Source organism: Enterococcus casseliflavus NBRC 100478 (assembly GCF_001544095.1).
Lineage (GTDB): Bacteria > Bacillota > Bacilli > Lactobacillales > Enterococcaceae > Enterococcus_D > Enterococcus_D casseliflavus.
In genome coordinates this window covers 1-19,562 of sequence record NZ_BCPT01000029.1, presented here as the reverse complement: position 1 = coordinate 19,562, position 19,562 = coordinate 1, and the positions used below count along the sequence as shown (strand labels likewise).

At 42.9% G+C, this 19,562-nt stretch carries 17 protein-coding genes, 1 riboswitch and 1 other annotated feature; of the genes, 10 read left to right on the top strand and 7 right to left on the bottom strand.

The genetic code is table 11. From position 1 onward, the window contains the following. The first annotated feature begins 68 nt into the window (after nucleotides 1-68). The 4 genes from ECA1_RS16120 (at nucleotide 69) to lplA (ending at nucleotide 3,916) form a co-directional block, all read left to right on the top strand. Nucleotides 69-1,151, top strand: coding sequence for a M42 family metallopeptidase (locus ECA1_RS16120; protein WP_010749523.1), 1,083 nt, complete (start codon nucleotides 69-71; stop codon nucleotides 1,149-1,151). A 9-nt stretch (nucleotides 1,152-1,160) separates the two neighbouring features. Next, a complete protein-coding gene (locus ECA1_RS16115; RefSeq protein WP_230319135.1) occupies nucleotides 1,161-1,946 on the top strand; it encodes a DUF975 family protein in 786 nt (261 codons plus the stop codon). Nucleotides 1,947-2,152: 206 nt separating this feature from the next. After that, entirely contained in the window at nucleotides 2,153-2,893 is a 741-nt protein-coding gene (locus ECA1_RS16110; protein WP_060793059.1) for an MBL fold metallo-hydrolase, read from the top strand. 18 nt (nucleotides 2,894-2,911) lie between these two features. Next, a complete protein-coding gene (gene lplA / locus ECA1_RS16105) occupies nucleotides 2,912-3,916 on the top strand; it encodes a lipoate--protein ligase (RefSeq protein ID WP_060793058.1) in 1,005 nt (334 codons plus the stop codon). Nucleotides 3,917-3,963: 47 nt separating this feature from the next. Here lplA and proS read toward each other — a convergent pair whose 3' ends face one another. Then, nucleotides 3,964-5,397 carry a proline--tRNA ligase gene (gene proS / locus ECA1_RS16100; RefSeq protein WP_060793057.1) on the bottom strand — a complete coding sequence of 478 codons (1,434 nt, stop codon included), beginning with the start codon at nucleotides 5,395-5,397 and terminating at the stop codon, nucleotides 3,964-3,966. A 40-nt stretch (nucleotides 5,398-5,437) separates the two neighbouring features. Further along, nucleotides 5,438-5,642, bottom strand: a binding site (T-box leader). 96 nt (nucleotides 5,643-5,738) lie between these two features. Beyond that, nucleotides 5,739-7,616, bottom strand: coding sequence for a hypothetical protein (locus ECA1_RS16090; RefSeq protein WP_060793056.1), 1,878 nt, complete (start codon nucleotides 7,614-7,616; stop codon nucleotides 5,739-5,741). A gap of 142 nt (nucleotides 7,617-7,758) precedes the next feature. Between ECA1_RS16090 and ECA1_RS16085 the strand changes: the two genes are divergently transcribed. Beyond that, on the top strand, nucleotides 7,759-8,277 hold the full coding sequence (locus ECA1_RS16085; protein WP_016610953.1) for a S24/S26 family peptidase: 519 nt from the start codon (nucleotides 7,759-7,761) through the stop codon (nucleotides 8,275-8,277). A gap of 62 nt (nucleotides 8,278-8,339) precedes the next feature. On the opposite strand, the gene ECA1_RS16080 is transcribed toward ECA1_RS16085, so the two are convergent. The 4 genes from ECA1_RS16080 to ECA1_RS16065 are packed head-to-tail and all read right to left on the bottom strand — an operon-like array spanning nucleotide 8,340 to nucleotide 11,574. After that, nucleotides 8,340-9,020, bottom strand: a complete 681-nt coding sequence (locus tag ECA1_RS16080) for an energy-coupling factor transporter transmembrane component T (protein ID WP_060793055.1) — start codon at nucleotides 9,018-9,020, stop codon at nucleotides 8,340-8,342. Beyond that, complete coding sequence (locus ECA1_RS16075; RefSeq protein ID WP_060793054.1) at nucleotides 8,947-10,359, bottom strand: ABC transporter ATP-binding protein; 1,413 nt, start codon at nucleotides 10,357-10,359, stop codon at nucleotides 8,947-8,949. Before ECA1_RS16075 ends, ECA1_RS16080 begins: the two co-directional genes overlap by 74 nt. Further along, nucleotides 10,356-10,958, bottom strand: coding sequence for an ECF transporter S component (locus ECA1_RS16070; protein WP_010749530.1), 603 nt, complete (start codon nucleotides 10,956-10,958; stop codon nucleotides 10,356-10,358). Before ECA1_RS16070 ends, ECA1_RS16075 begins: the two co-directional genes overlap by 4 nt. Beyond that, complete coding sequence (locus ECA1_RS16065) at nucleotides 10,951-11,574, bottom strand: YkoF family thiamine/hydroxymethylpyrimidine-binding protein (protein WP_060793053.1); 624 nt, start codon at nucleotides 11,572-11,574, stop codon at nucleotides 10,951-10,953. Before ECA1_RS16065 ends, ECA1_RS16070 begins: the two co-directional genes overlap by 8 nt. 93 nt (nucleotides 11,575-11,667) lie before the next feature. Then, nucleotides 11,668-11,767: riboswitch (TPP riboswitch) on the bottom strand. A 322-nt stretch (nucleotides 11,768-12,089) separates the two neighbouring features. Between ECA1_RS16065 and ECA1_RS16060 the strand changes: the two genes are divergently transcribed. Together ECA1_RS16060 and ECA1_RS16055 are read left to right on the top strand one after the other, a co-directional pair. Continuing rightward, entirely contained in the window at nucleotides 12,090-13,628 is a 1,539-nt protein-coding gene (locus ECA1_RS16060; protein WP_015509936.1) for a metal ABC transporter substrate-binding protein, read from the top strand. 66 nt (nucleotides 13,629-13,694) lie between these two features. After that, nucleotides 13,695-14,705, top strand: a complete 1,011-nt coding sequence (locus ECA1_RS16055; RefSeq protein ID WP_060793052.1) for a plasmid pRiA4b ORF-3 family protein — start codon at nucleotides 13,695-13,697, stop codon at nucleotides 14,703-14,705. A gap of 90 nt (nucleotides 14,706-14,795) precedes the next feature. Here ECA1_RS16055 and ECA1_RS16050 read toward each other — a convergent pair whose 3' ends face one another. Then, nucleotides 14,796-15,911 carry an NAD(P)/FAD-dependent oxidoreductase gene (locus ECA1_RS16050; RefSeq protein ID WP_060793051.1) on the bottom strand — a complete coding sequence of 372 codons (1,116 nt, stop codon included), beginning with the start codon at nucleotides 15,909-15,911 and terminating at the stop codon, nucleotides 14,796-14,798. Nucleotides 15,912-16,029: 118 nt separating this feature from the next. Here ECA1_RS16050 and recQ point away from each other — a divergent pair, with 118 nt between their 5' ends. Genes recQ through ECA1_RS16035 form a run of 3 tightly spaced genes read left to right on the top strand, consistent with a single transcriptional unit; the run spans nucleotide 16,030 to nucleotide 19,073 of the window. After that, on the top strand, nucleotides 16,030-17,796 hold the full coding sequence (recQ, locus tag ECA1_RS16045; RefSeq protein ID WP_060793050.1) for a DNA helicase RecQ: 1,767 nt from the start codon (nucleotides 16,030-16,032) through the stop codon (nucleotides 17,794-17,796). Nucleotides 17,797-17,852: 56 nt separating this feature from the next. Further along, nucleotides 17,853-18,272, top strand: a complete 420-nt coding sequence (locus ECA1_RS16040) for a GNAT family N-acetyltransferase (RefSeq protein ID WP_060793049.1) — start codon at nucleotides 17,853-17,855, stop codon at nucleotides 18,270-18,272. Between the two features lie 57 nt (nucleotides 18,273-18,329). Beyond that, the gene (locus ECA1_RS16035) at nucleotides 18,330-19,073 is read left to right on the top strand and encodes a MurR/RpiR family transcriptional regulator (protein ID WP_015509932.1); all 744 of its coding nucleotides are present in this window, start codon (nucleotides 18,330-18,332) and stop codon (nucleotides 19,071-19,073) included. Nucleotides 19,074-19,562 lie beyond the last annotated feature (489 nt).

Sequence of the window (19,562 nt, the reverse complement as noted above, 5' to 3'; positions counted from 1 at the left end):
TATTTCCCTCTGGCACCAGATTAAGAGAATGGTATAATCATAATCAATGAGACAAAGGAGGAAGCAAGATGGAGAAAAAAGAAGAACAGCTTTTAATAGACCTAACGACTGCACGTGGGGTTCCTGGGAATGAGGAGGAAGTGCGTGAAGTCTTTAAAGAATATGCCAAAGACTTTGCTGAAGATATCTTTTTTGATGGTTTAGGAAGTGTCATTGCCAAACATGTTGGTGATGGCGGTGGACCGAAAATTTTTATATCGGGACATATGGATGAAGTCGGCTTTATGGTAACTAAAATCACAGAAAAAGGCTTTATTGAATTCCAGACCCTTGGTGGTTGGTGGGGGCAAGTGATGCTGGCACAGCAAGTCGAGATCAAAACCAATGAAGGCAAATTGATCCACGGTGTCGTCGGTTCAAAACCACCCCATGTCTTGAGTCCAGAGACTCGAAATAAACCGTATGATATCAAAGATATGTTCATTGATATCGGCGCTTCAAGTGAAGAAGAAGCCAAAGGCTGGGGGATCCGTCCGGGCGATATGATCACCCCTTATATCCAATACAAACGGATGAACGACAGCAAATTTTTATTAGCCAAAGCATGGGACAATCGAATTGGTACGGCAGTATCACTGCGGGTATTAGAAACCTTGGCAGCAGAAGGACATCCCAACTGCTTGTTTGCTGGCAGTGACGTGATGGAAGAAGTTGGCCTAAGAGGGGCGCGAACAAGCACTCACTTAGTGAATCCCGATATCGCTATCGCACTAGATACTGGCACCGCTGGGGACACACCTGGAATGACACCAAAAGAAGCGGATTCTGTGTTAGGCAAAGGCCCACAAGTCCTGATTTTCGATGCTTCCATGATTCCTCACAAGAAATTATTGAATTTTGTGATCGATGTCGCAGAAGAGATGGAAATTCCTTTCCAATATACCGTGATCACTGGTGGAGGAACCGATGCTGGTCAAATGCATTTGACTCGTGATGGGGTCCCTTCGATCGCTATTACCGTGCCAGTTCGTTACCTGCATTCTCATACTTCTGTCATTCATGAGGATGACTACTTCAATACAGTCAAGCTTGTAACGGAAGTGGTTCGCCGCTTAGACGATAAGACCGTTAAAGCATTGCGCAGTTACTAAGGTGAGTCTATGAGATCAAATACAATGATTCGAGAGACCGCCAAAAACTCCTTGCGCGGATTCTGGGGAACGTTCGTCTTAAGTATTTTAGCGACGGTTGCGGTACAAGCGGTGGTCAGCTCGCTTTTTAGTAGTATTGGGACTTCTTTTGGTGCAAACAATGCAGGGAGCTGGATCGATCTGATCTTGGACAATTTTGTCTTCTTTGCGTTTTCGGTAGCGTTGAGTATCATGGCACTCTATCTGGTTCGTGGCAGAGGAATCAAGGTGGCGGATATTTTTCTAGTCTTTGATAAACGTCTGTATGTACCGTTTTTGCTACTAAATTTAGTGAGCGCGCTTTTAAATTATCTTTTGAGTTTTGCGATTTTCTTGCCGCAGTTTGTCTTATCAGGACTCAATCAATATTTGGACTTGGTATTCAATTTTAATCGGGGAATCTCTATTGATGTGGCGATGTTTAATGGCTCGGTCGCTTTTGTGATTGGGACCTTTCTCTCCATCATTTTGTTCTTCTTTTTGTCACAAGTCGTTACTGGTGTGATTCAATTAGCAATCTATCTGCGCTATGATCAACCGGAATTAGGGGTTCTTCAGTCAATTAAAGTGGCCTTTGCGCTCTTGCGTCCACATCTGGGTCAATACATTTGGCTACAGTTATCATTGATTGGTTGGTTTATTCTCGGCTTTTTGGCACTGATGATCGGGATGCTATGGGCAAACGCCTACGCTTATGCAGTTAATGCAGTATTTTATGAGGAATTGATCAATGAACAACGAGCGATGATCAGATAAACAAAAAAGACGATGGCCCATTGGTCTGGCTCCCTGCAGATAGAGTAAAAAACTCATTCATAGGGTTCTACCAATAGACGTCGTTTTTTTCTCGTTTTCTCGATCTTTTTTTGCAAAAAAATGGTCGGATTTTAGTCAAATCAGCTGAGATGTGATAGCATAAAAGAAGTAGAAAACCAGCTTGAGCCAAAGAGGAGGAAACACAAGTGAAAATAACTGTCTTAGGTTGTTTAGGTGCCTATCCGTATAATGGTGAAGGGACTACTGGCTATTTAGTTGAGTCGGAAGGCTTTCATTTGCTGCTTGATGCGGGAAGCACCACCTTGGTCCAACTAGAAAAAATCCTTGATCCTTTAGACTTAGATGCAGTGATTCTGACGCATTACCATCACGATCATATTGCGGATCTAGGGGTATTGCAATACTATTGGCAATTATATCCAGGAAACGAAGAACGCCAGGTTTTGCCGATCTACGGACATGGGGAGGACACTGTTCATTTTGAAAGCCTGACGATGCCTGGAGTGACTCAAGGAATTGATTACCTCCAAACGGAGTCATTGGAATTGGGCCCGTTTACCATTACCTTTATGAAAACGATCCATCCAGTCACTTGCTATGCCATGCGATTTGTTGAGAAAAGCACAGGCAAGGTTTTTGTTTTTACAGGCGATTCTGGCTACTTAGAATCTTTTGTTCCGTTTGCACAAGGAGCTGACCTGTTTTTGGCAGATACCTATCTTTTTGCAGGCAATGAGCGGCACAAGGCTCATTTTACGTCAAAAGAAGCAGGCGAGATCGCCCATGCGGCGCAGGTAAAAAAATTAATGTTGACGCATTTGCCGCAACACGGTGATTTAGAACAGTTACGAGAAGAGGCTGCACTAGCTGCCAATGGGATCCCCGTTGAATTGGCGGCTGTTCAAAAAATAATTGAAATCATCTAATTAGGAGGAACGAATAGTATGCTTTTTGTACCGAACGAACTGAATGACCCACGCATCAATTTAGCCATCGAGATTTTTCTTCTTCAAGAAATGAAAGTGGATGAACCCATCTTACTTTTTTACATTAATGAACCATCGATTATCATTGGACGCAATCAAAATACGATCGAAGAGATCAATAAGGAATATGTGGATGAACATGGGATCCATGTTGTTCGTCGTTTCAGCGGCGGCGGTGCAGTCTATCATGATTTCGGAAACTTGAATTTCAGCTTTATTATGCCTGACGATGGGAATTCTTTCAGAGATTTTGAAAAACTGACCAAACCAATCGTCCAAGCTTTACATGAGATGGGGGTTGAAGGGGCACAACTAAAAGGCCGCAACGACCTTGTGATCAATGACATGAAGTTTTCTGGGAATGCGATGTACGCAACAAATGGCCGGATGTTTGCTCACGGCACGATCATGTTTGACAGTGACATCAATGAAGTAGTCAACGCCTTGAAAGTCCGTAAAGACAAAATCGAATCAAAAGGCATCAAATCGATCCGTTCAAGAGTGACCAACATCAAACCATTCTTGCCAAAAGAGACGCAAGACATGACGACTGAAGAGTTCCGTCAAGAAATCTTATTGAAGATTTTTGGTGTCGATTCCGTGGAAGACGTCAAAACCTATGAACTAACAGAAGAGGATTGGGTCAAGATCAATGAGATTTCCGATAAGTATTATCGTAACTGGGATTGGAATTACGGCAAATCACCAGCCTTTGATATAGAACGTCGTCATCGATTCCCGATCGGCTCCATCGAAGTTCGTTTAAATGTGGCAGAAGGAAAAATCACAGATGCCAAAATCTTTGGCGACTTTTTCGGCCTAGGGGACATTGCAGATGTAGAACAAGCACTGATCGGTACTCGTTATGCCAAAGAAGATTTGGCACAAGTCATTGCCAACATTGATGTCAAAAAATATTTTGGCAACATCACGACTGAAGATTTTCTTTCATTGATTTATTAAAAAAAAAAAACGAAGCAGCCTTTTCCATCTGGCTGCTTCGTTTTTTATTAGTATGCGCGGGCGATCCAAACGGTATGTTTGGCAGGTTTGCCGCTGACAATATCGACCGTTTTTTCCATTGGTGCTTCAAACGGAATGTTTCGGGTAGTAAAGCCAGTTTCTTCTTTGATTTTGGCTTCGGTTTCTTCCGAGCCGTCCCAACCGATCAAAACAAAACCAGTCACTTTGTCTTCTTGTTTGCACATTTCGATATGGGCTTTTAGTTCATCCAATGTATCGATGTTGGTGTACTCATTATCTTTGTTACGTTCCTTCGCAGCTGCTAATAAACGTGGAGTCATTGCTTGTAATTCTTGGTCAACAAACGCTTCTAATTCCTCAAGCGCCACCGTTTGCTTGTCAGCTAGGTCACGGACTTTGACCATGACTTTGCCAGCTTCTAAATCTCTTGGGCCACATTCGATTCGCAAGCAAGCGCCTTTTAGTTCCCATTCATTGAACTTATAGCCAGGTGAGTTATCAGAATCATCCAAACGAACACGAATGCCCTTGGCTTTAAAGTTGGCATACAGTTCTTCTAATTTTTCTAAGATGGCTGGATTCTTTTTCCAAGGACCGACTGGTAACAACACAACTTGGGTTGGTGCAATGGTTGGTGGGAAAACTAAACCATTTTCATCGCCATGGGTCATGATCAAGGCACCTAACAAGCGGGTAGAGACACCCCAAGAGGTTGTGTGGGCATGGGTATGCTTATTTTCTTTCGTTAAATACGTAATATCAAATGCTTCAGCAAATTTTGTCCCCATGTAGTGGCTGGTTCCTGCTTGGACTGCTTTGCCGTCTTTCATCATCGCTTCGATCGAATAAGTATCTAATGCCCCCGCAAAGCGCTCAGATGGGGTTTTTTGTCCACGATAAACAGGGATCGCTAGGAATTCTTCGCAAAGGCGGGCATATTCATCTAAGACTTTCATGGTGCGTTGACGAGCATCTTCTTCATTTTCATGAGCGGTATGACCTTCTTGCCATAAAAACTCTGAGGTACGCAAGAAAGGCAATGTTTTCTTTTCCCAACGAAAGACGTTTGCCCATTGATTGATTTCATAAGGCAGGTCACGGTAGGAGTTGATCCAATCAGAAAAGGCAGAGCCGATCATGGTTTCTGAGGTTGGACGCAATGCCAAAGGTTCTTCCAGTTTTTCGTTGCCGACTTCTGTGACCCAAGGTAATTCAGGGGCAAAGCCTTCGATATGATCCGCTTCCTTCATAAAGAAATTTTGCGGAATCAGCATTGGGAAGTATGCATTGCGAATGCCTTCTTTTTTCAAGAAACGATTGAACTCCTCTTGAATATGCTCCCAAAGTTCGAAGCCGTCAGGACGGAAAATAATGGAACCTTTCACTGGGGAGTAAGCCATCAATTCGGCTTTTTGGATCGTTTGGATATACCATTCTGTAAAATCATTTTTTTGTGTCATTGTTTTTCCTCCTTAAAAAAATAAAAAAGCATCTCGTCCTAAAAAGGACGAAATGCTTGGATTTCGCGGTACCACCTTTGTTGATTATCGATCGGGATAATCCAACTCGTAAAGGATAAGGCCTTTCCACCGACCGTTTTGCGGTCATTGCCATTGGGTAGGTTCATTTTATCAGCGGGTGTCGATTTTTCAGCTGCCATCGACTCTCTAAGACCATCATAAAATTACTATTCCAATGCTTGTTGCTGTTCTTTATCATGCTAAAGCGAAAAAGCGAAAAAAGCAAGAGTTTTTTCGCTTTTTCTTAAAATAGACCGTTTAACGTATCGGAGAAAAGGCAGTCAGTCAAAAGACAGCAGATCCGCTTTAGCGGCAAGTGTTAAACGCAAAAAATGAAAACCATCTGAATCCTCGATACGCATACTTCCTTGATAGACAAGACAAATTTGTTCCAGCATTTGCACATCGGTATGGATCGCCTGTCGTTTTGCTTCATCAGTTTGCAGTTTTTCTGCCTCATCCTCTGTTAAAAGCGGCATTTGACAGTCGATATGCAGCTGTTCTTTTGTGTCAGTCACTTTCAACGAAAGCTTGCGATTTTGAGGATCTGTGACCGAACAGGTGTAGCGGATGGCGTACTCTAAGCAATGGGCGATCAAGGACAGACGATCATTTTCGTCCAATCGTTCCAGTGGTTCCGTGAGGTCATCGCAGGTAAGGGTAATCCTTTTTTGAGCGGCGGTGTGTTGATAATCAGCAAGCAGCATCGTCGTGATCGATTCTTTTTCAACCGCAGGGATCGTTAGCTGCTGCTTGATTTCTTCTTCAATCTCGCAAAGACCTTCGTACGCAGCCGCTAGTTGTTCGTCTTCTAACATGTTTTTAATGGTATGGGTTTTCTTTTTGATGGTTTGTAAAACTTGCTGCCATTGTGCCGTTTGATCTGGACCGATCGCCTGCTGATTTTCATACAATCGCACTTTGATGTCTGCTGTGTCGATCTGCTTATTTTTGCCTTCACTGGCAAAAAAGAGTTCGAGGAACCCATAACAAGTAAAAATAAGTATCAGTAAGAAAAAGATGATCGAGCGCCAATTGATGTCAGATTGCGGGAGGACTAAAATATCCTGGATATACAAGAACCCATGACCGATTGCCGCGACAACGATCCAAGGTGCACAAAGGACATAAAATTGATTCTTTTTTAACGCCTCATAAATCGCCGCAAACGAAGTCACAAAGGTGCTGGTGATATTTAATAAAAACAGATAGTTCATGACGACTGGCAAACTTTGTTTTTGAAAAAGTGCCAAAAACATGGCAAAGATTCCGAAGGAGTAGTGAACAAACAACCATTTCTGATAATACTTACGTACGAAGTGCATGTTTGTGTAGTAAAACCCAATCAAAAACATGGGCGTAATAATCGAAAGAAAATTTAACATAAATGAATTCACGAGGGGAGAAAAAAGCAGTCCGCCCAGCAGATCCCCGAAGCCGGCTTCTAAACCTGCACTTAAAGCAAAGGCGCTGAATAAGATGGAAGATACTTTCAGCTTTCTTTGGTTGATAAAAGAAACGAAGAGATAAAATAAGTTAAGAATACAAATAAATCCGGTAAATAGGAGGATATAGATATTCAAAATTGAAAGACTAAAAACATAACCGATCAATGCATTGGCAGGGCCGAAAAAGACCTCGGCTGGAAAGCCAGAATAAGTGTCGAAAGGACTAGTCACGTAGATCTTCAACGTCTTTCCAACGTAATCCTCTGGCAATGTGATAAAAGATAAGGTTTTGCCAGGATGGTTGAAGGTCAATGAATGTTCGGCAGCTTCATTGGTATAAATTTCTTGATCATCCAGATAGACGGTCATGTGTTGATGATCGCCAATCAGAAGCATCGTTGGATATTTGTATTCATTGGTCATTTTTCGCTGCATGACAAATCGATCATTGGCTTTTACGCTAGGTAAATATTTCACATAACGGCTAATAAAAGTAGAATCAGGATTGTCTTCCGCATAAAAAATCCAATCTTCCTTCTTCTCCACGGTATGGTTATCAGAAGTAGGAGATAAGAAGAGTATAAGAAAAAAACCGATGCTTCCTAGCAAAAATAGAACGAGTAGGATAAAGGGAATCCAACGTTTAAAAAAGAACTTGTTATTTAAAAAAAGCATACTTTTTCTCCTGTGTTTTTTAATCGCCTTTAGCATAATATAAATAGTAAAATAAAGTCAAATAATAATCAGAAAAAATACGCATAAAAATTCAATGAATCGTTTTTAAATATTTGAAAAAAATTTAATTATGTTATAGAATCGAAAAAGAAACTGAGCCTTAGAAGGAGAAAAGAAAATGAAACTTTTGCCAAAACAAAGTATCATGCTCTCACTTTTTGTATTGTTGTTTATGCTGATTTCTGTTTTAGCGGTCGTGATTCCTCATGCGTTTGGTTTCACAATGGCCATCGTTAACAGCGATGCAATGGAACCTACATATTCCGAAGGGACATTACTTTTTGTTAAAAAGGCTTCAGAAGACAATTTGGTCGTTGGTAATGAAGTGACCTATTATGTCGATCACGGCAGACAGATGCGCACACGGCGAATCGTTGCAGTGGGAGAAAACCAATCGGTGCTTTATACGATCGGTGATAACCAAAGCCAGATGGAACCAAAAGAAATCCAAAAAAGCCAATTGATTGGGCAACCCATTTTTTATATCCCTAAAGTAGGGGCTTGGCTCAATCAAACGACAATCCAGCTTTTTAAAAACATGTATTTCCTTTTCGCAATGTATATTTTAGTGACCACCTTGTTTGTAACGCTCTATCAAATCAAATCTGGATCCATAAAAAAATCAATCATCTCTTAGCCATAAGAAGAAAAAAGCCAAAGAAACGGCAGTGTTTCTTTGGTTTTTTCTCTTTTTCCCCTTTATAAGAGCAGTGTTCCAGCGAGGCCGATTATCAGACAAAATGATAGAAAGAGCATATCGGCGAAAGTGATGCGAAATGACTTGGCGTAGGTTCGCTTTGCCTCGCTGTCAAATCCTCTTGAAAGCATCGCAGTCGCCAAGAGCTCAGACCAACGAATCGATTTGACCAGTAAAGGGATCAGCATCTTGAATGAAAATGGATTGACGGGGATTCCTCTAGAACGCATGCTATTACGGATATTCTGGTACTCGGCTGGAATGATGGGCGCAATTTGAAACGCAGCGAGCAGACCATAGGCAAAAACGGCGGGGAGTCGCAGCTGTTGCTGCAGCGAATAAATCAGCGCATTGATCGTGGTCGATACACTGAAAGAACTACCCAACATACCAAAGCAATAGATACGGCTTGCCATGTCAAGTCCATACCGCATAGCTGCTGCTGAGGAGGAGCCACCTTGGTTGTCCTGGTAGTAAAGGAGTCCGGTGAAAAAGACCCCCACAGCTGCCAAGGTCAATGTAGAAACAAGCAAAAGGCTTTTTTTCAAAGAGCGTTCGTTTACAGAAACAGCAAAGAACAGGACACAGAGTAGCAGATTCAATCTGAAATTATTTTGAAAAGAAACCAGTAAGGCGAGTCCTAAAATGGCGAATAACTTGACTGTCGGGTTGAGGGTGCGCATCTATGTCCTCCTTTTCATAATGATTAAAATCAATGATTTGTGAACAAAATGCTTCCAATAATAAGACATCGTGACTAACGATCAAAACCAAGGTGCCGCTTGCGGCTTTTTCGGCTAACAACTGCATGACCTGCCAAGCTTGCTTGACATCTTGGCCATAGGTCGGTTCATCCACCAACAGTAATTTGACTGGTCGCTGCAATAAAGCTGCTACTGCCAAGCGTCTTTGCTGGCCTTGGCTGAGTAGAAAAGGAGACTGAGTGCTCTTGTTTTGTAGTCGCAATTTTTCCAGCAGTTTGTCACTCTCGGTCGCTGCACGTCCTTGGCTAAGCTCCTGTGCCACTGTAGCAGCCAAAAACTGGTCCTGCGGATTTTGCATGATCCAGCTGATGGACCGAAAAGGGGAGGGATGCTTCTTGATTGGATCCCCGCACAGGCGAATGGTTCCTGAGTACGCCTGCTGCTGCAAGATCGCTTTTAAAAACGAAGATTTGCCGCTGCCGCTACGTCCGGTGAGCCCAATCATTGTCCCACTATCAAAGGTAAGATTTGGAAAAACAATCGCTTGGTTACGGATCGGCAGGCGAAAATCTTGAAAAGATAGCCGCTCTTTTGCAGAAAGTTTCTTAATCTCAACAGGCGGTAGTGACCTGCGCAGCTCCTGATCGAGTGCGCGCATCTTTTCTTGATCGACGGATCTGAATCCTTCTTCAATCAGCAGCCACTCAGCTACCCAGTCAGCAGTTTCTTTGATTTGATGGTCGATCAGTAAGATGCCAATGGCATGTTGCTTTTGGAGCTGTCGCAGTTTTCGAATGATTTTTTGACTTGTGTCAGCGTCCAAATTGGCAAATGGTTCATCCAAAAGTAAGTAGCGACTCTTTAAAATCAGACAACAAGCCAATGCTACTAACTGTTTCTCACCGCCAGACAAGGTCGTAAAGGGCTGATCGGCCAGATGGCTGATCTCGCAAAACGTCAAGGCTTCCGCTACTTTTTTTGGCATGTCGGCTTGGGGAATACATTGATTTTCAAGACAAAACAGTAGTTCTTCTCGAGGCGTGGCCATACAAAATTGCATATCTGGATTTTGAAACAGTAAGCTGATCGACGTGCTTCTTTCTCGAATGGAAAGCTGGTTTAGCGTTCGGTCATCGATCGTATAGGTTCCTTCTTCAAACCCTTTCTCGTTAAGCCCCCCTAAGAGGTGGAAAAGAGTGCTTTTTCCTGTTCCTGAAGCACCATAGATTCCTTTTGTTTCTCCGGGGGCTAAAGACAGTGTCAGATCAAGCCGTTTTTGATCCACGAAAAAGCAGCCGTTTTTCACGAGCAGGCTCATGCCGCTTCTCGTTTGGCGCTAATGGTTTGGTCTTCAGCAATCGGATAACTGTTGAGAACGCCCATGCGTGTCAGATGATCACAGACGATCTTCACCAAAAAGGCGGAAAAGAATAAAGAAGAAAGCAAGCGAATAATAAAAATCACCACCAACAACTGCCATTGCAAGTCAACGAAATTTGACCGAATGATCCCCCAAAGAAAACTCGTGATCGTGGCGCCAATGGCACCAGTGATCAAAGGGAACCAGCCATAGCGACGGTAGCCACCTAATGCAAAGCCAGCTTCTGTTCCAATCCCTTGTACAAACCCGCTGATAAAAATAATCGGTCCATAAAAATTCCCCATAAACACTTCTAAAAGTGCGGCGATCATCTCAGTGATCGTCGCTGCGCCCGGTTTGCGCAGCACATAGCCAGCAAAAGCCGCTGCCATGAACCAAACCCCGAAAATAAACTCATTCGCTAAAACAGACAAACCAAAGGGTGTTAAAAGCGTACCTAACAACAGCCCAAAATGAACAGCGCCCAAATAGATCACGCCAAAAATCAACGAAGCGATCCCCACCATAATGACATCTTTTAAGACCCATTTAGTCATGCGACACCGCCTTCTTTTTGGAAGGACTGTTGACTGAGACCGTTGCTTCTAACACATAATGGGGAAGATGGTCATGAGCATACGCTAATGCCGCTTCAAAATACCCAAAGAGTTGGTTCGCCGTTCCCGTCAGCATCGTCACATAATGGGCGGAGCGAGGCGCCAAACCATAGGTTTCTGCCAGTTGGACGATGGTGGCGATCTCTTCCATATAATTGTTTTCCCCAAATACATAAAACGAGTATTTACAATCCACGTCAAACGTACCATTCAAAAGATTGCTTGCTTTATTGGGTTGTGCCTGTTCTCCATTCAAAAACGCGTCACCTGCAGAATCGCCAGGACAGCCCTTAGAAAAAGTAAACTCACCCACGAGGTGTGTCTGGGATTCGTAAGCGTTGATAAATAGCCCAGCTGCCGCATCGACAACACTTGGGGCTTCCCCTCGAAAAAGGGTGCTGAACAGATCGGTTTGCTGCCAAACAGCTGTTGTATCCGTCCGCTCAATGCTCGCGACGATTTGTTGCGCAAAGTGGTCTTTCATGGGGTACAAACTTACTCGGCACCCAGTGATATCGATCCCGCCTACGGCACAGGCGATTGGTTCATTTGTCATTTTCTCTTCTCCTCTCGATGGTTTTTCTGTCTACAAAAAAAGCGTTCCTCCTTTTTCTATCCACACGTAGACAGAAAAAATGGGAACGCGAAAAATCACGCGCTGCCACTTCCCTACGTTGGTACTAACCAAATCAGGTTCTAAGGGACCAGACTTACGTCTATCTCAGCATAAAGCGCCCCTAGTGGATAATCTTCTACTCAATTACCCCTCGAGTGTAGCACAGGACCCAGCAAAGGACAATAAAAAGAGATGTTCGACGATTGAAAAAAAATCAGCAGAGCAAGTCTTTCAAGGAAATTTCTTCACTGATATCTGTGGTGGTACATATGAAGGTTTTTACATATAAAAAAACAAGTGAAAAAGCGGTTGACAGGTTGCAAATAGTTGTGTAAAGTATAAAACCGTTGGTAAAACGTAAACGTTACGTTTTGTTTTTATAAATCGTAATTGATTTATCAGTATTTTACCAAGGGAAAGAAAAAGAGGAAAAATAAAAGGAGTGTAGTTAGAAAATGAAGAAGTTTTTTAAAATAACGATGTTATCAGCAGTAGCCCTCGCATTGGCTGCCTGTGGTCAAGGTGGTTCTGACGCTACGGAGCAGTCAGGAAACGCCTCTTCTGAGAATGAACAAATTCAGGTCATGGCCACGTTTTATCCGATGTATGATTTTACACGCCAAGTCGTAGGGGAGGAAGGGCAGGTCGAATTATTGATGCCCGCAGGCACTGATTCCCACGACTACGAACCTTCTGCAAAGGACATGGCAAAGATCCAAGATGCGGATGTCTTTGTCTACAACAATGAAAACATGGAAATGTGGGTTCCTTCGATTGAAGCTACGTTAAATGATGGCGATGTGACAGTGGTCAAAGCCACAGAAGGAATGGTCTTACTTCCAGGAGACGAGGATCATGATCATGACCACGATCATGGCGATGATGGTCATTCCCATGAATTGGATCCCCATGTTTGGTTAGCACCAAGCTTAGCCATGAAACAAGTAGAGGCGATCCGTGACCAACTAAGTGAGGCTTATCCAGCGAAAGCGACAGCCTTTGCTGAAAATGCTGCGAATTATTTAGCGAAGTTACAAGAGCTTCATGCGTCTTATGAAGAAGCGTTTAGCAATCCAGCGCAAAATCACTTCGTGACCCAGCACGCAGCTTTTGGTTATTTGGCATTGGAATACGGGTTGACCCAAGTACCAATCTCTGGTCTTTCACCAAGCGAGGAACCTTCCGCTTCACGAATCGCAGAACTAAAAGAGTTCGTTCAAGAAACAGGTATCCAAACGATTTACTTTGAAGAAAATGCCAAAGACAGCATTGCACGAACGTTAGCTTCAGAAGCAGGTGTTGAACTGGCTGTCTTGAATCCATTAGAAGGATTGACCCAAGAACAAATGGATAACGGGGAAGACTATATTTCGATCATGGAACAAAACCGTGATGCCTTGAGAAAAACGACCGATGTAGCAAATGACAAAGAAATAGCAGAAGCCGAAAAAGAAAAAACGGTTTATAACGGCTATTTCGAGGATGCAGATGTTCAAGATCGTCCCTTATCTGATTGGGCAGGAGAATGGCAATCCGTGTATCCATTTTTACAAGACGGAACATTAGACCAAGTGTTTGATTATAAAGCAAAAATGGACAAGAAAATGACGGCTGACGAATACAAAGAGTATTATACGACCGGTTATCAAACAGATGTTGCTCAGATCAAGATCACAGACAATACAATGACGTTTATCTTCGATGATGGTACGAAGAAAGAAGCAAATTATGTGTATACTGGCAAAGAGATTTTGAACTATTCCGCTGGTAATCGTGGCGTACGTTTCTTGTTTGAAAGCACTGACGAAGATGCGGCATTCAAATACATCCAATTCAGCGACCATATGATCGCACCAAGTGCGTCCCATCATTTCCATATCTACTTCGGCAATGATAGTCATGAAGCTTTATTAGAAGAAATGGATCATTGGCCAACCTATTACCCAACTGGGATGAGCGGATTAGAAATTGCACAGGAAATGCTTTCCCATTAAAAAAAAGATTGACAATCCTCGCTCTTTTCGTCAAAGTAAACTTGATAGGAAGGAGCGAGAATTTTTTTGGAAAAAACATTGAAGAAATTAGCGAAAGTGATTGACCGTATGATGGATCACGTTGATTTGTATGGCGGACCAAGTGTGGTTAGTGACGACGATCTTGAACACTACTTAGATCCTGTTTTTTACTTGATCTTTTGCGCGGAAACAGATGGTGGCATGACTAAATTAAAAGACAAAGTCTTTGTCGAATCGGTGTACACCGAAATGCTGCCTCAAGAAGTACCGTACAGTTTAAATTTTCTTCCGTTTGCCAAAACAGCCATTGAAGACTTTTATTACTGCATGTATAAAGAAAAGCATATCACCAAATCACAATACCAAGAAATCGCCTTTGTATTGGCTGAAAAACAACCTATCTTTTTCGCACGGATGTCCAAACCCCAGTTTTGGTCAGCTGAAAAGAAAGAAGCGATGTTAGCGATGATTCAAGACACCGATCCTGAAGAACATGAACTATTGCCCGTTGATGACCCGCGTATTGCTGCAATCTCGCCAAAAATCGTCCCATTTCCAACGAAACATACGGCCTTTGATGAAGCGGCGAATAGACCAGTCGCCTATCAGATCCGTATTGATTTAGAAGGATACCGTCCGCCAATTTGGCGTCGTTTGATCATTCCTGCAGGGCTGACTTATGAGCAGCTGCATATGTTGATCCAGATTGCCTTTGAGTGGATGAATCAACATTTGTACTTGTTTATTGCCGGTTCGAAATCGATCGGCTTAGGCAATTCCGTACCAACGGATGCTTCCGGTATTGACCAAGATTTTCAGTATTGCAAGTCCATGACCTACATTTATGATATGGGGGCAGATTGGACACATAAGATCAAAATTGAAAAAGTGTTGACCACAGAAGATCACCCAGATCCCGTCGTTCCAGTTTGTATCAAAGCTGTTGGCGATGTTCCAATTGAAGATGCCTTTGATGACGATTTCCGAGAACCACTGGATCGCGAGATCATCAATGAAATGTTACTCGATTATTGGGAAACAGGAGAATATGTTTAGCGATCAGCTAGAAGACTGTACCGTAATTTTGCAAGACTATCAATGACAACCACCAGACCCTAGCGGTTCTGGTGGTTTTTTAGTCTTCTGTCAAAGACGCTTCTTGATATATTCTGTCATCGGTTTTGTGTAGCTCAAGAAATTTTTTGGTTGAGATCGACCATCATTGATCCGATTGGCTAGGAGATAACCGATATAAGGCCCGGTCGTTAACCCAGAAGAACCAAGTCCACTGGCGGCGAACAAATTCGTTTCATCAGGTACTTCCCCAAAGAACGGCGCAAAATCAGAAGTATAGGCACGTGTGCCAACGCGCATGGTCACAGGCGTGGCAAAGAGTGCTTCGGGATCTTCAAGAAAAGCACCGATTCCTGTCATCAATTGCTGCTTGGCAGCTTCCGTAGGCGTCAGATCCCAACCAGCATCATTTTCATGCGTAGCGCCTAATAAAATTTGACCATTTGAGAAGGGGATTAAGTCGCCTTCACCCTCTAGCATAGCGACTGGCCAATTATCTGTCGGCAAGTTGGCAGCAAAGGAAAGCAATTGGCCTTTTTGCGGACGAATATCAACGTGATACCCCAAAGGTGATAACAAGTCTAACAATCCAGGTCCAGCTGTCAGACAAAGAACCTCTGCCTCAAGGAGTTGATCCTTTGCTTTGATTTGCCAATGGCTGTCCTTTCTTAAAATCTCGGCTTTTTCTTCGATAAAAGTGACTTGCTGCTGTAAGGCAACTCCTTTTACGTGCGCAAGATAAGCACGACCATCTAAACGACCACCCCCTGAGATCCGTAATGAGGCCATTTCCTTCAATAATGGCAGTGCCTCTTTGGTTTGTGGTCCTGTCAGCAAATCGATCTCGCCGATTTCTGGGGCTTCTTTGCGGCGACTCACAGCCAGATCTGCTAGCTCCTGAAGCGCGTTTTCGGGACGCACCACCAACGTGCCACAGGGGGCATAGATGGATTCATCTAAAGCAAAATCCCGCACCAATTGTGGGAAAAACGCGGCACCGTCTTGTGCAAGCTGGTACCATTTTTTATTGCGGCGTTTGGAGAGCCAAGGGGAGATGATGCCTGCACTAGCAGATGTTGCTTGCCCGATAAGGGAATCAACGACAGTCACGTCAAATTTGGTTTTATCAAGATAATTGGCGAGGGTCAATCCAATGATCCCACCGCCGATAATCACAACTTTTTTCATAGTAGAAGACTCCTTTGGTTGATTTCAATGAAAAGCGAATAAAAAGCGAAAGTTCTCTTAATGCCGTTTTCTTTGCGTACTTAATTGCGTATAATAAGGAAATGGAAAAGAGGGTATTATGCAAACTATTCAAACAGTCTTAAAAGAACATTTTGGCTATTCACAGTTTCGTGAAGGTCAAGAGACGATTATTCAATCTATTTTAACACAACAAAATGTTTTGGGAATCATGCCTACTGGTGGCGGGAAATCGATTTGTTATCAGTTGCCAGCGCTCTTGCTGGATGGGGTCACCTTGGTCATTTCACCTTTGATTTCTTTAATGAAAGATCAAGTAGACAGCCTCGTTGATATGGGGATCCCCGCTGCTTACATCAATTCTTCCTTGACAGGAGCACAGATCAATCAACGCTTGCAAGAAGCTCGCCAAGGACGAATCAAGCTGCTGTACGTTTCTCCAGAACGTCTGGACTCAGAAGCTTTTCGCTATTCGCTGCGGCAGATGCCGATCGCTTTGTTAGCCGTTGATGAGGCCCACTGTATTTCCCAATGGGGCCACGATTTTCGCCCGAGCTATCTGCGGCTTGCCGAAACGATCGACAATTGGGAACAAAAGCCCACGATCGTAGCCCTTACCGCAACAGCTACGCCCAAAGTTGCCGAAGATATCGAAAACTTACTTTCGATTCCAGCTGAAAATCAAGTCAAGACCGGCTTTGCGCGGGAAAATTTGGCTTTTCAAGTCGTCAAGGATCAAAAAGATACCTACATAACGACGTATATGAAAATGAACCAAGGACAATCAGGTATTATTTACGCCAGCACCCGCAAAGAAGTGGAACGAATCTATCACCTGTTGAAGCATGAACACGTGTCAGTCGGGTATTACCATGGCGGGCTTTCAGAAGAAGAGCGCTCCTTTTTCCAAGAAGAATTTCTCTATGACCGCCTACAAGTGATGGTAGCCACCAATGCATTCGGAATGGGAATCAACAAAAGCAACGTCCGCTTCGTGATCCATGCCCAGATACCAGGTAATTTGGAGTCTTATTATCAAGAAGCAGGGCGTGCTGGACGAGATGGGGAACCCAGTGATGCGATCTTGCTTTATGCTCCGCAAGACATGCAGATCCAGCAATTCTTTATCGATCAATCCGAATCAGACATTCTTTATCGCCAAAACGAATACTTGAAGTTGCGGGAGATGAGCCAATACGGACATACCCAATTGTGTTTGCAGCGCTATATTTTGCGTTATTTCGGAGAAGATGGTCCCGATTGCGGTCGTTGCAGCAATTGTCTTGATGAAAGAGAACAAGTGGATATCACAGTGGATACACAAAAAGTGTTGTCATGTGTGAAACGAATGGGCGAACGCTTTGGGAAAGCCCTGGTGGGGAAAGTGCTAACTGGCTCAGGCGATCAAAAAGTCAAACAGTGGGGCTTTGAAAAATTACCGACTTATGGATTAATGAAAGATTGGTCCCAAAAGGAAGTCAATCAGCTGATCGATTATTTAACAGCATCAGGGTATCTTTTGCCGTCTGAAGGGCAATACCCGTTGTTAAGTGTGACCAATGCGGGGATTGATGTGTTGCTTGGAAAAGCAAAAGTTTATCGAAAACAAACCAAAGTCAAACAGTTAGTGGTGGATAACGAGCTATTCGATCAACTGCGCACCTTACGATTGAATCTCGCACAAGAACAAAATTTGCCGCCATATGTGGTTTTTTCTGATAAAACACTACGAGAATTGGCGGAAGTTCAGCCAAAAACGCCGATCGAGTTTTTACAGATCAAAGGAGTTGGCCAAAACAAGTTGGATAAGTATGGTGACGCCTTTTTAGCATTGCTTTCTGAATACGAAAAGACGGAAAGTGACTAAAATAGACATTTTTCTAAGATAAGACAAAAAAGACAGCAGGAAGGAACGAAACATCAGTGATTACGATTCGACCGGCAGTAGCTGCAGATCAAGCATTTTGGTTTTCTTTGGATACTCACTTACCAACGGAAGTCTTCGCCAAAAAGATAATGGAAAAAACTGCTTATGTTGTAGTTGCAGACGACCAGCCAGTAGGGTTGCTGCGCTACAATTTTTTCTGGGACACGATTCCTTTTTGTACCATGTTAGTGATCGCAAAAGCGCATCAAGGCAAGGGAATCGGGAAACGGTTGGTTACTTATTGGGAACAACAGCAAAAAGCAGCTGGCCATGCGCTTTGCTTGACTTCCACACAAGTCGACGAGCAGGCACAGCATTTCTATCGCAAACTCGGTTACCAAGATGCCGGTGGGTTACTTTTGACAAGTCCTGGATTTGAACAGCCGATGGAATTGTTTCTTGTCAAACAGTTGTGATGTTTCTGCCAGCTTATGGTACATTGATAGGAGAACAAAAAAATAGGAGCGTTTAAGATGTCTTTTTTTGGAAAAATCGATTTCAATGAGTTATCAGAGACCGATCGTGCAATCTATCATTACATGTCCAGCCAAAGTGATAAAATTCCTTACATGCGTGTCCGTGAGATCGCGCTTGAATCCCACACTTCAGCTTCTTCGGTCATGCGCTTTATCCGTAAATTAGGGTACGAAAGCTTTACGGAGTTTCGCACCCAATTTAAAGTCCCTGAATTAGATGCCGTTAGTTTTTATAGCAGCATGAATGTCCTGAATGCTGAACATTTTCCGCGAGATATTGAAGGAAAGATTCGTCGGATCGCAGAAAGAATGTTGGAATGCGACAACATCATTTTTTATGGCATCGGTGCCTCGGGTTCCATGTGTGAATACGCTGCCCGCCGTTTTGCTACGATTGGATTTAATAGCTATGCATTAGTGGATAATACGTACCCCATTTTTGCTAAGTTGAAGCATACTTCGGATAATATGATCGTCGTCTTGTCCATCACGGGAACGACTACCGAGATTATTGAAGTCGTCAATGGGTTTCGTAACAATCCAGACTTCACTACGGTAGCGATCACCAGTGACGCCAATAGCACTCTGGGACGAATGTCCGATTATGTCTTGGACTATTCAGTTGATGTAAAACGCATCAACAAGTATGAAGATTTGACGACGCAAATTCCTTGTCTTTTCTTAGTGGAAGCTTTATCAGAGACGGTTCGTCAGTTTTCGTTAACAGCAGAAGAATTGTAAACGGATTTTTCTCTTTATTCACACGTAAATCAACAAACAGCTTCATTCCATCAAAAGGGATTCCTTTGATGGAATGATTTGGCTGTTTGTTTTTTTATTGTGAAAAAATAGGTGTAGGTATCGATGGGAATCGACTTGAAAAGTTTGCTGTTTTTAAAAAAAGTAAAGCGACAAGCAAGAGGAACTGAGGGGCGAGACAATGTGTGCAGCAAGAATGACCTGAATTCGTGTCGTTTTCAATAGATTTTTATAGAATGACGCGTATTTTGGAAGAAATGAGCCACGAAAGATAACGGAGATTCACAATATTCACCATTTGATGAAGAATGTGAATTTTATCAAAAGTCAATCAACGATATAATAAATAGAACATGTTTGAAAACCATCGTTTTTGAGATATGTTATTTTATTTTGAGTGATATTTTTAATAAGGCTGATAAATCATGCTTTAAAATGGTTTTCTTCCACATTTCTTGCAAATCCTTTTAT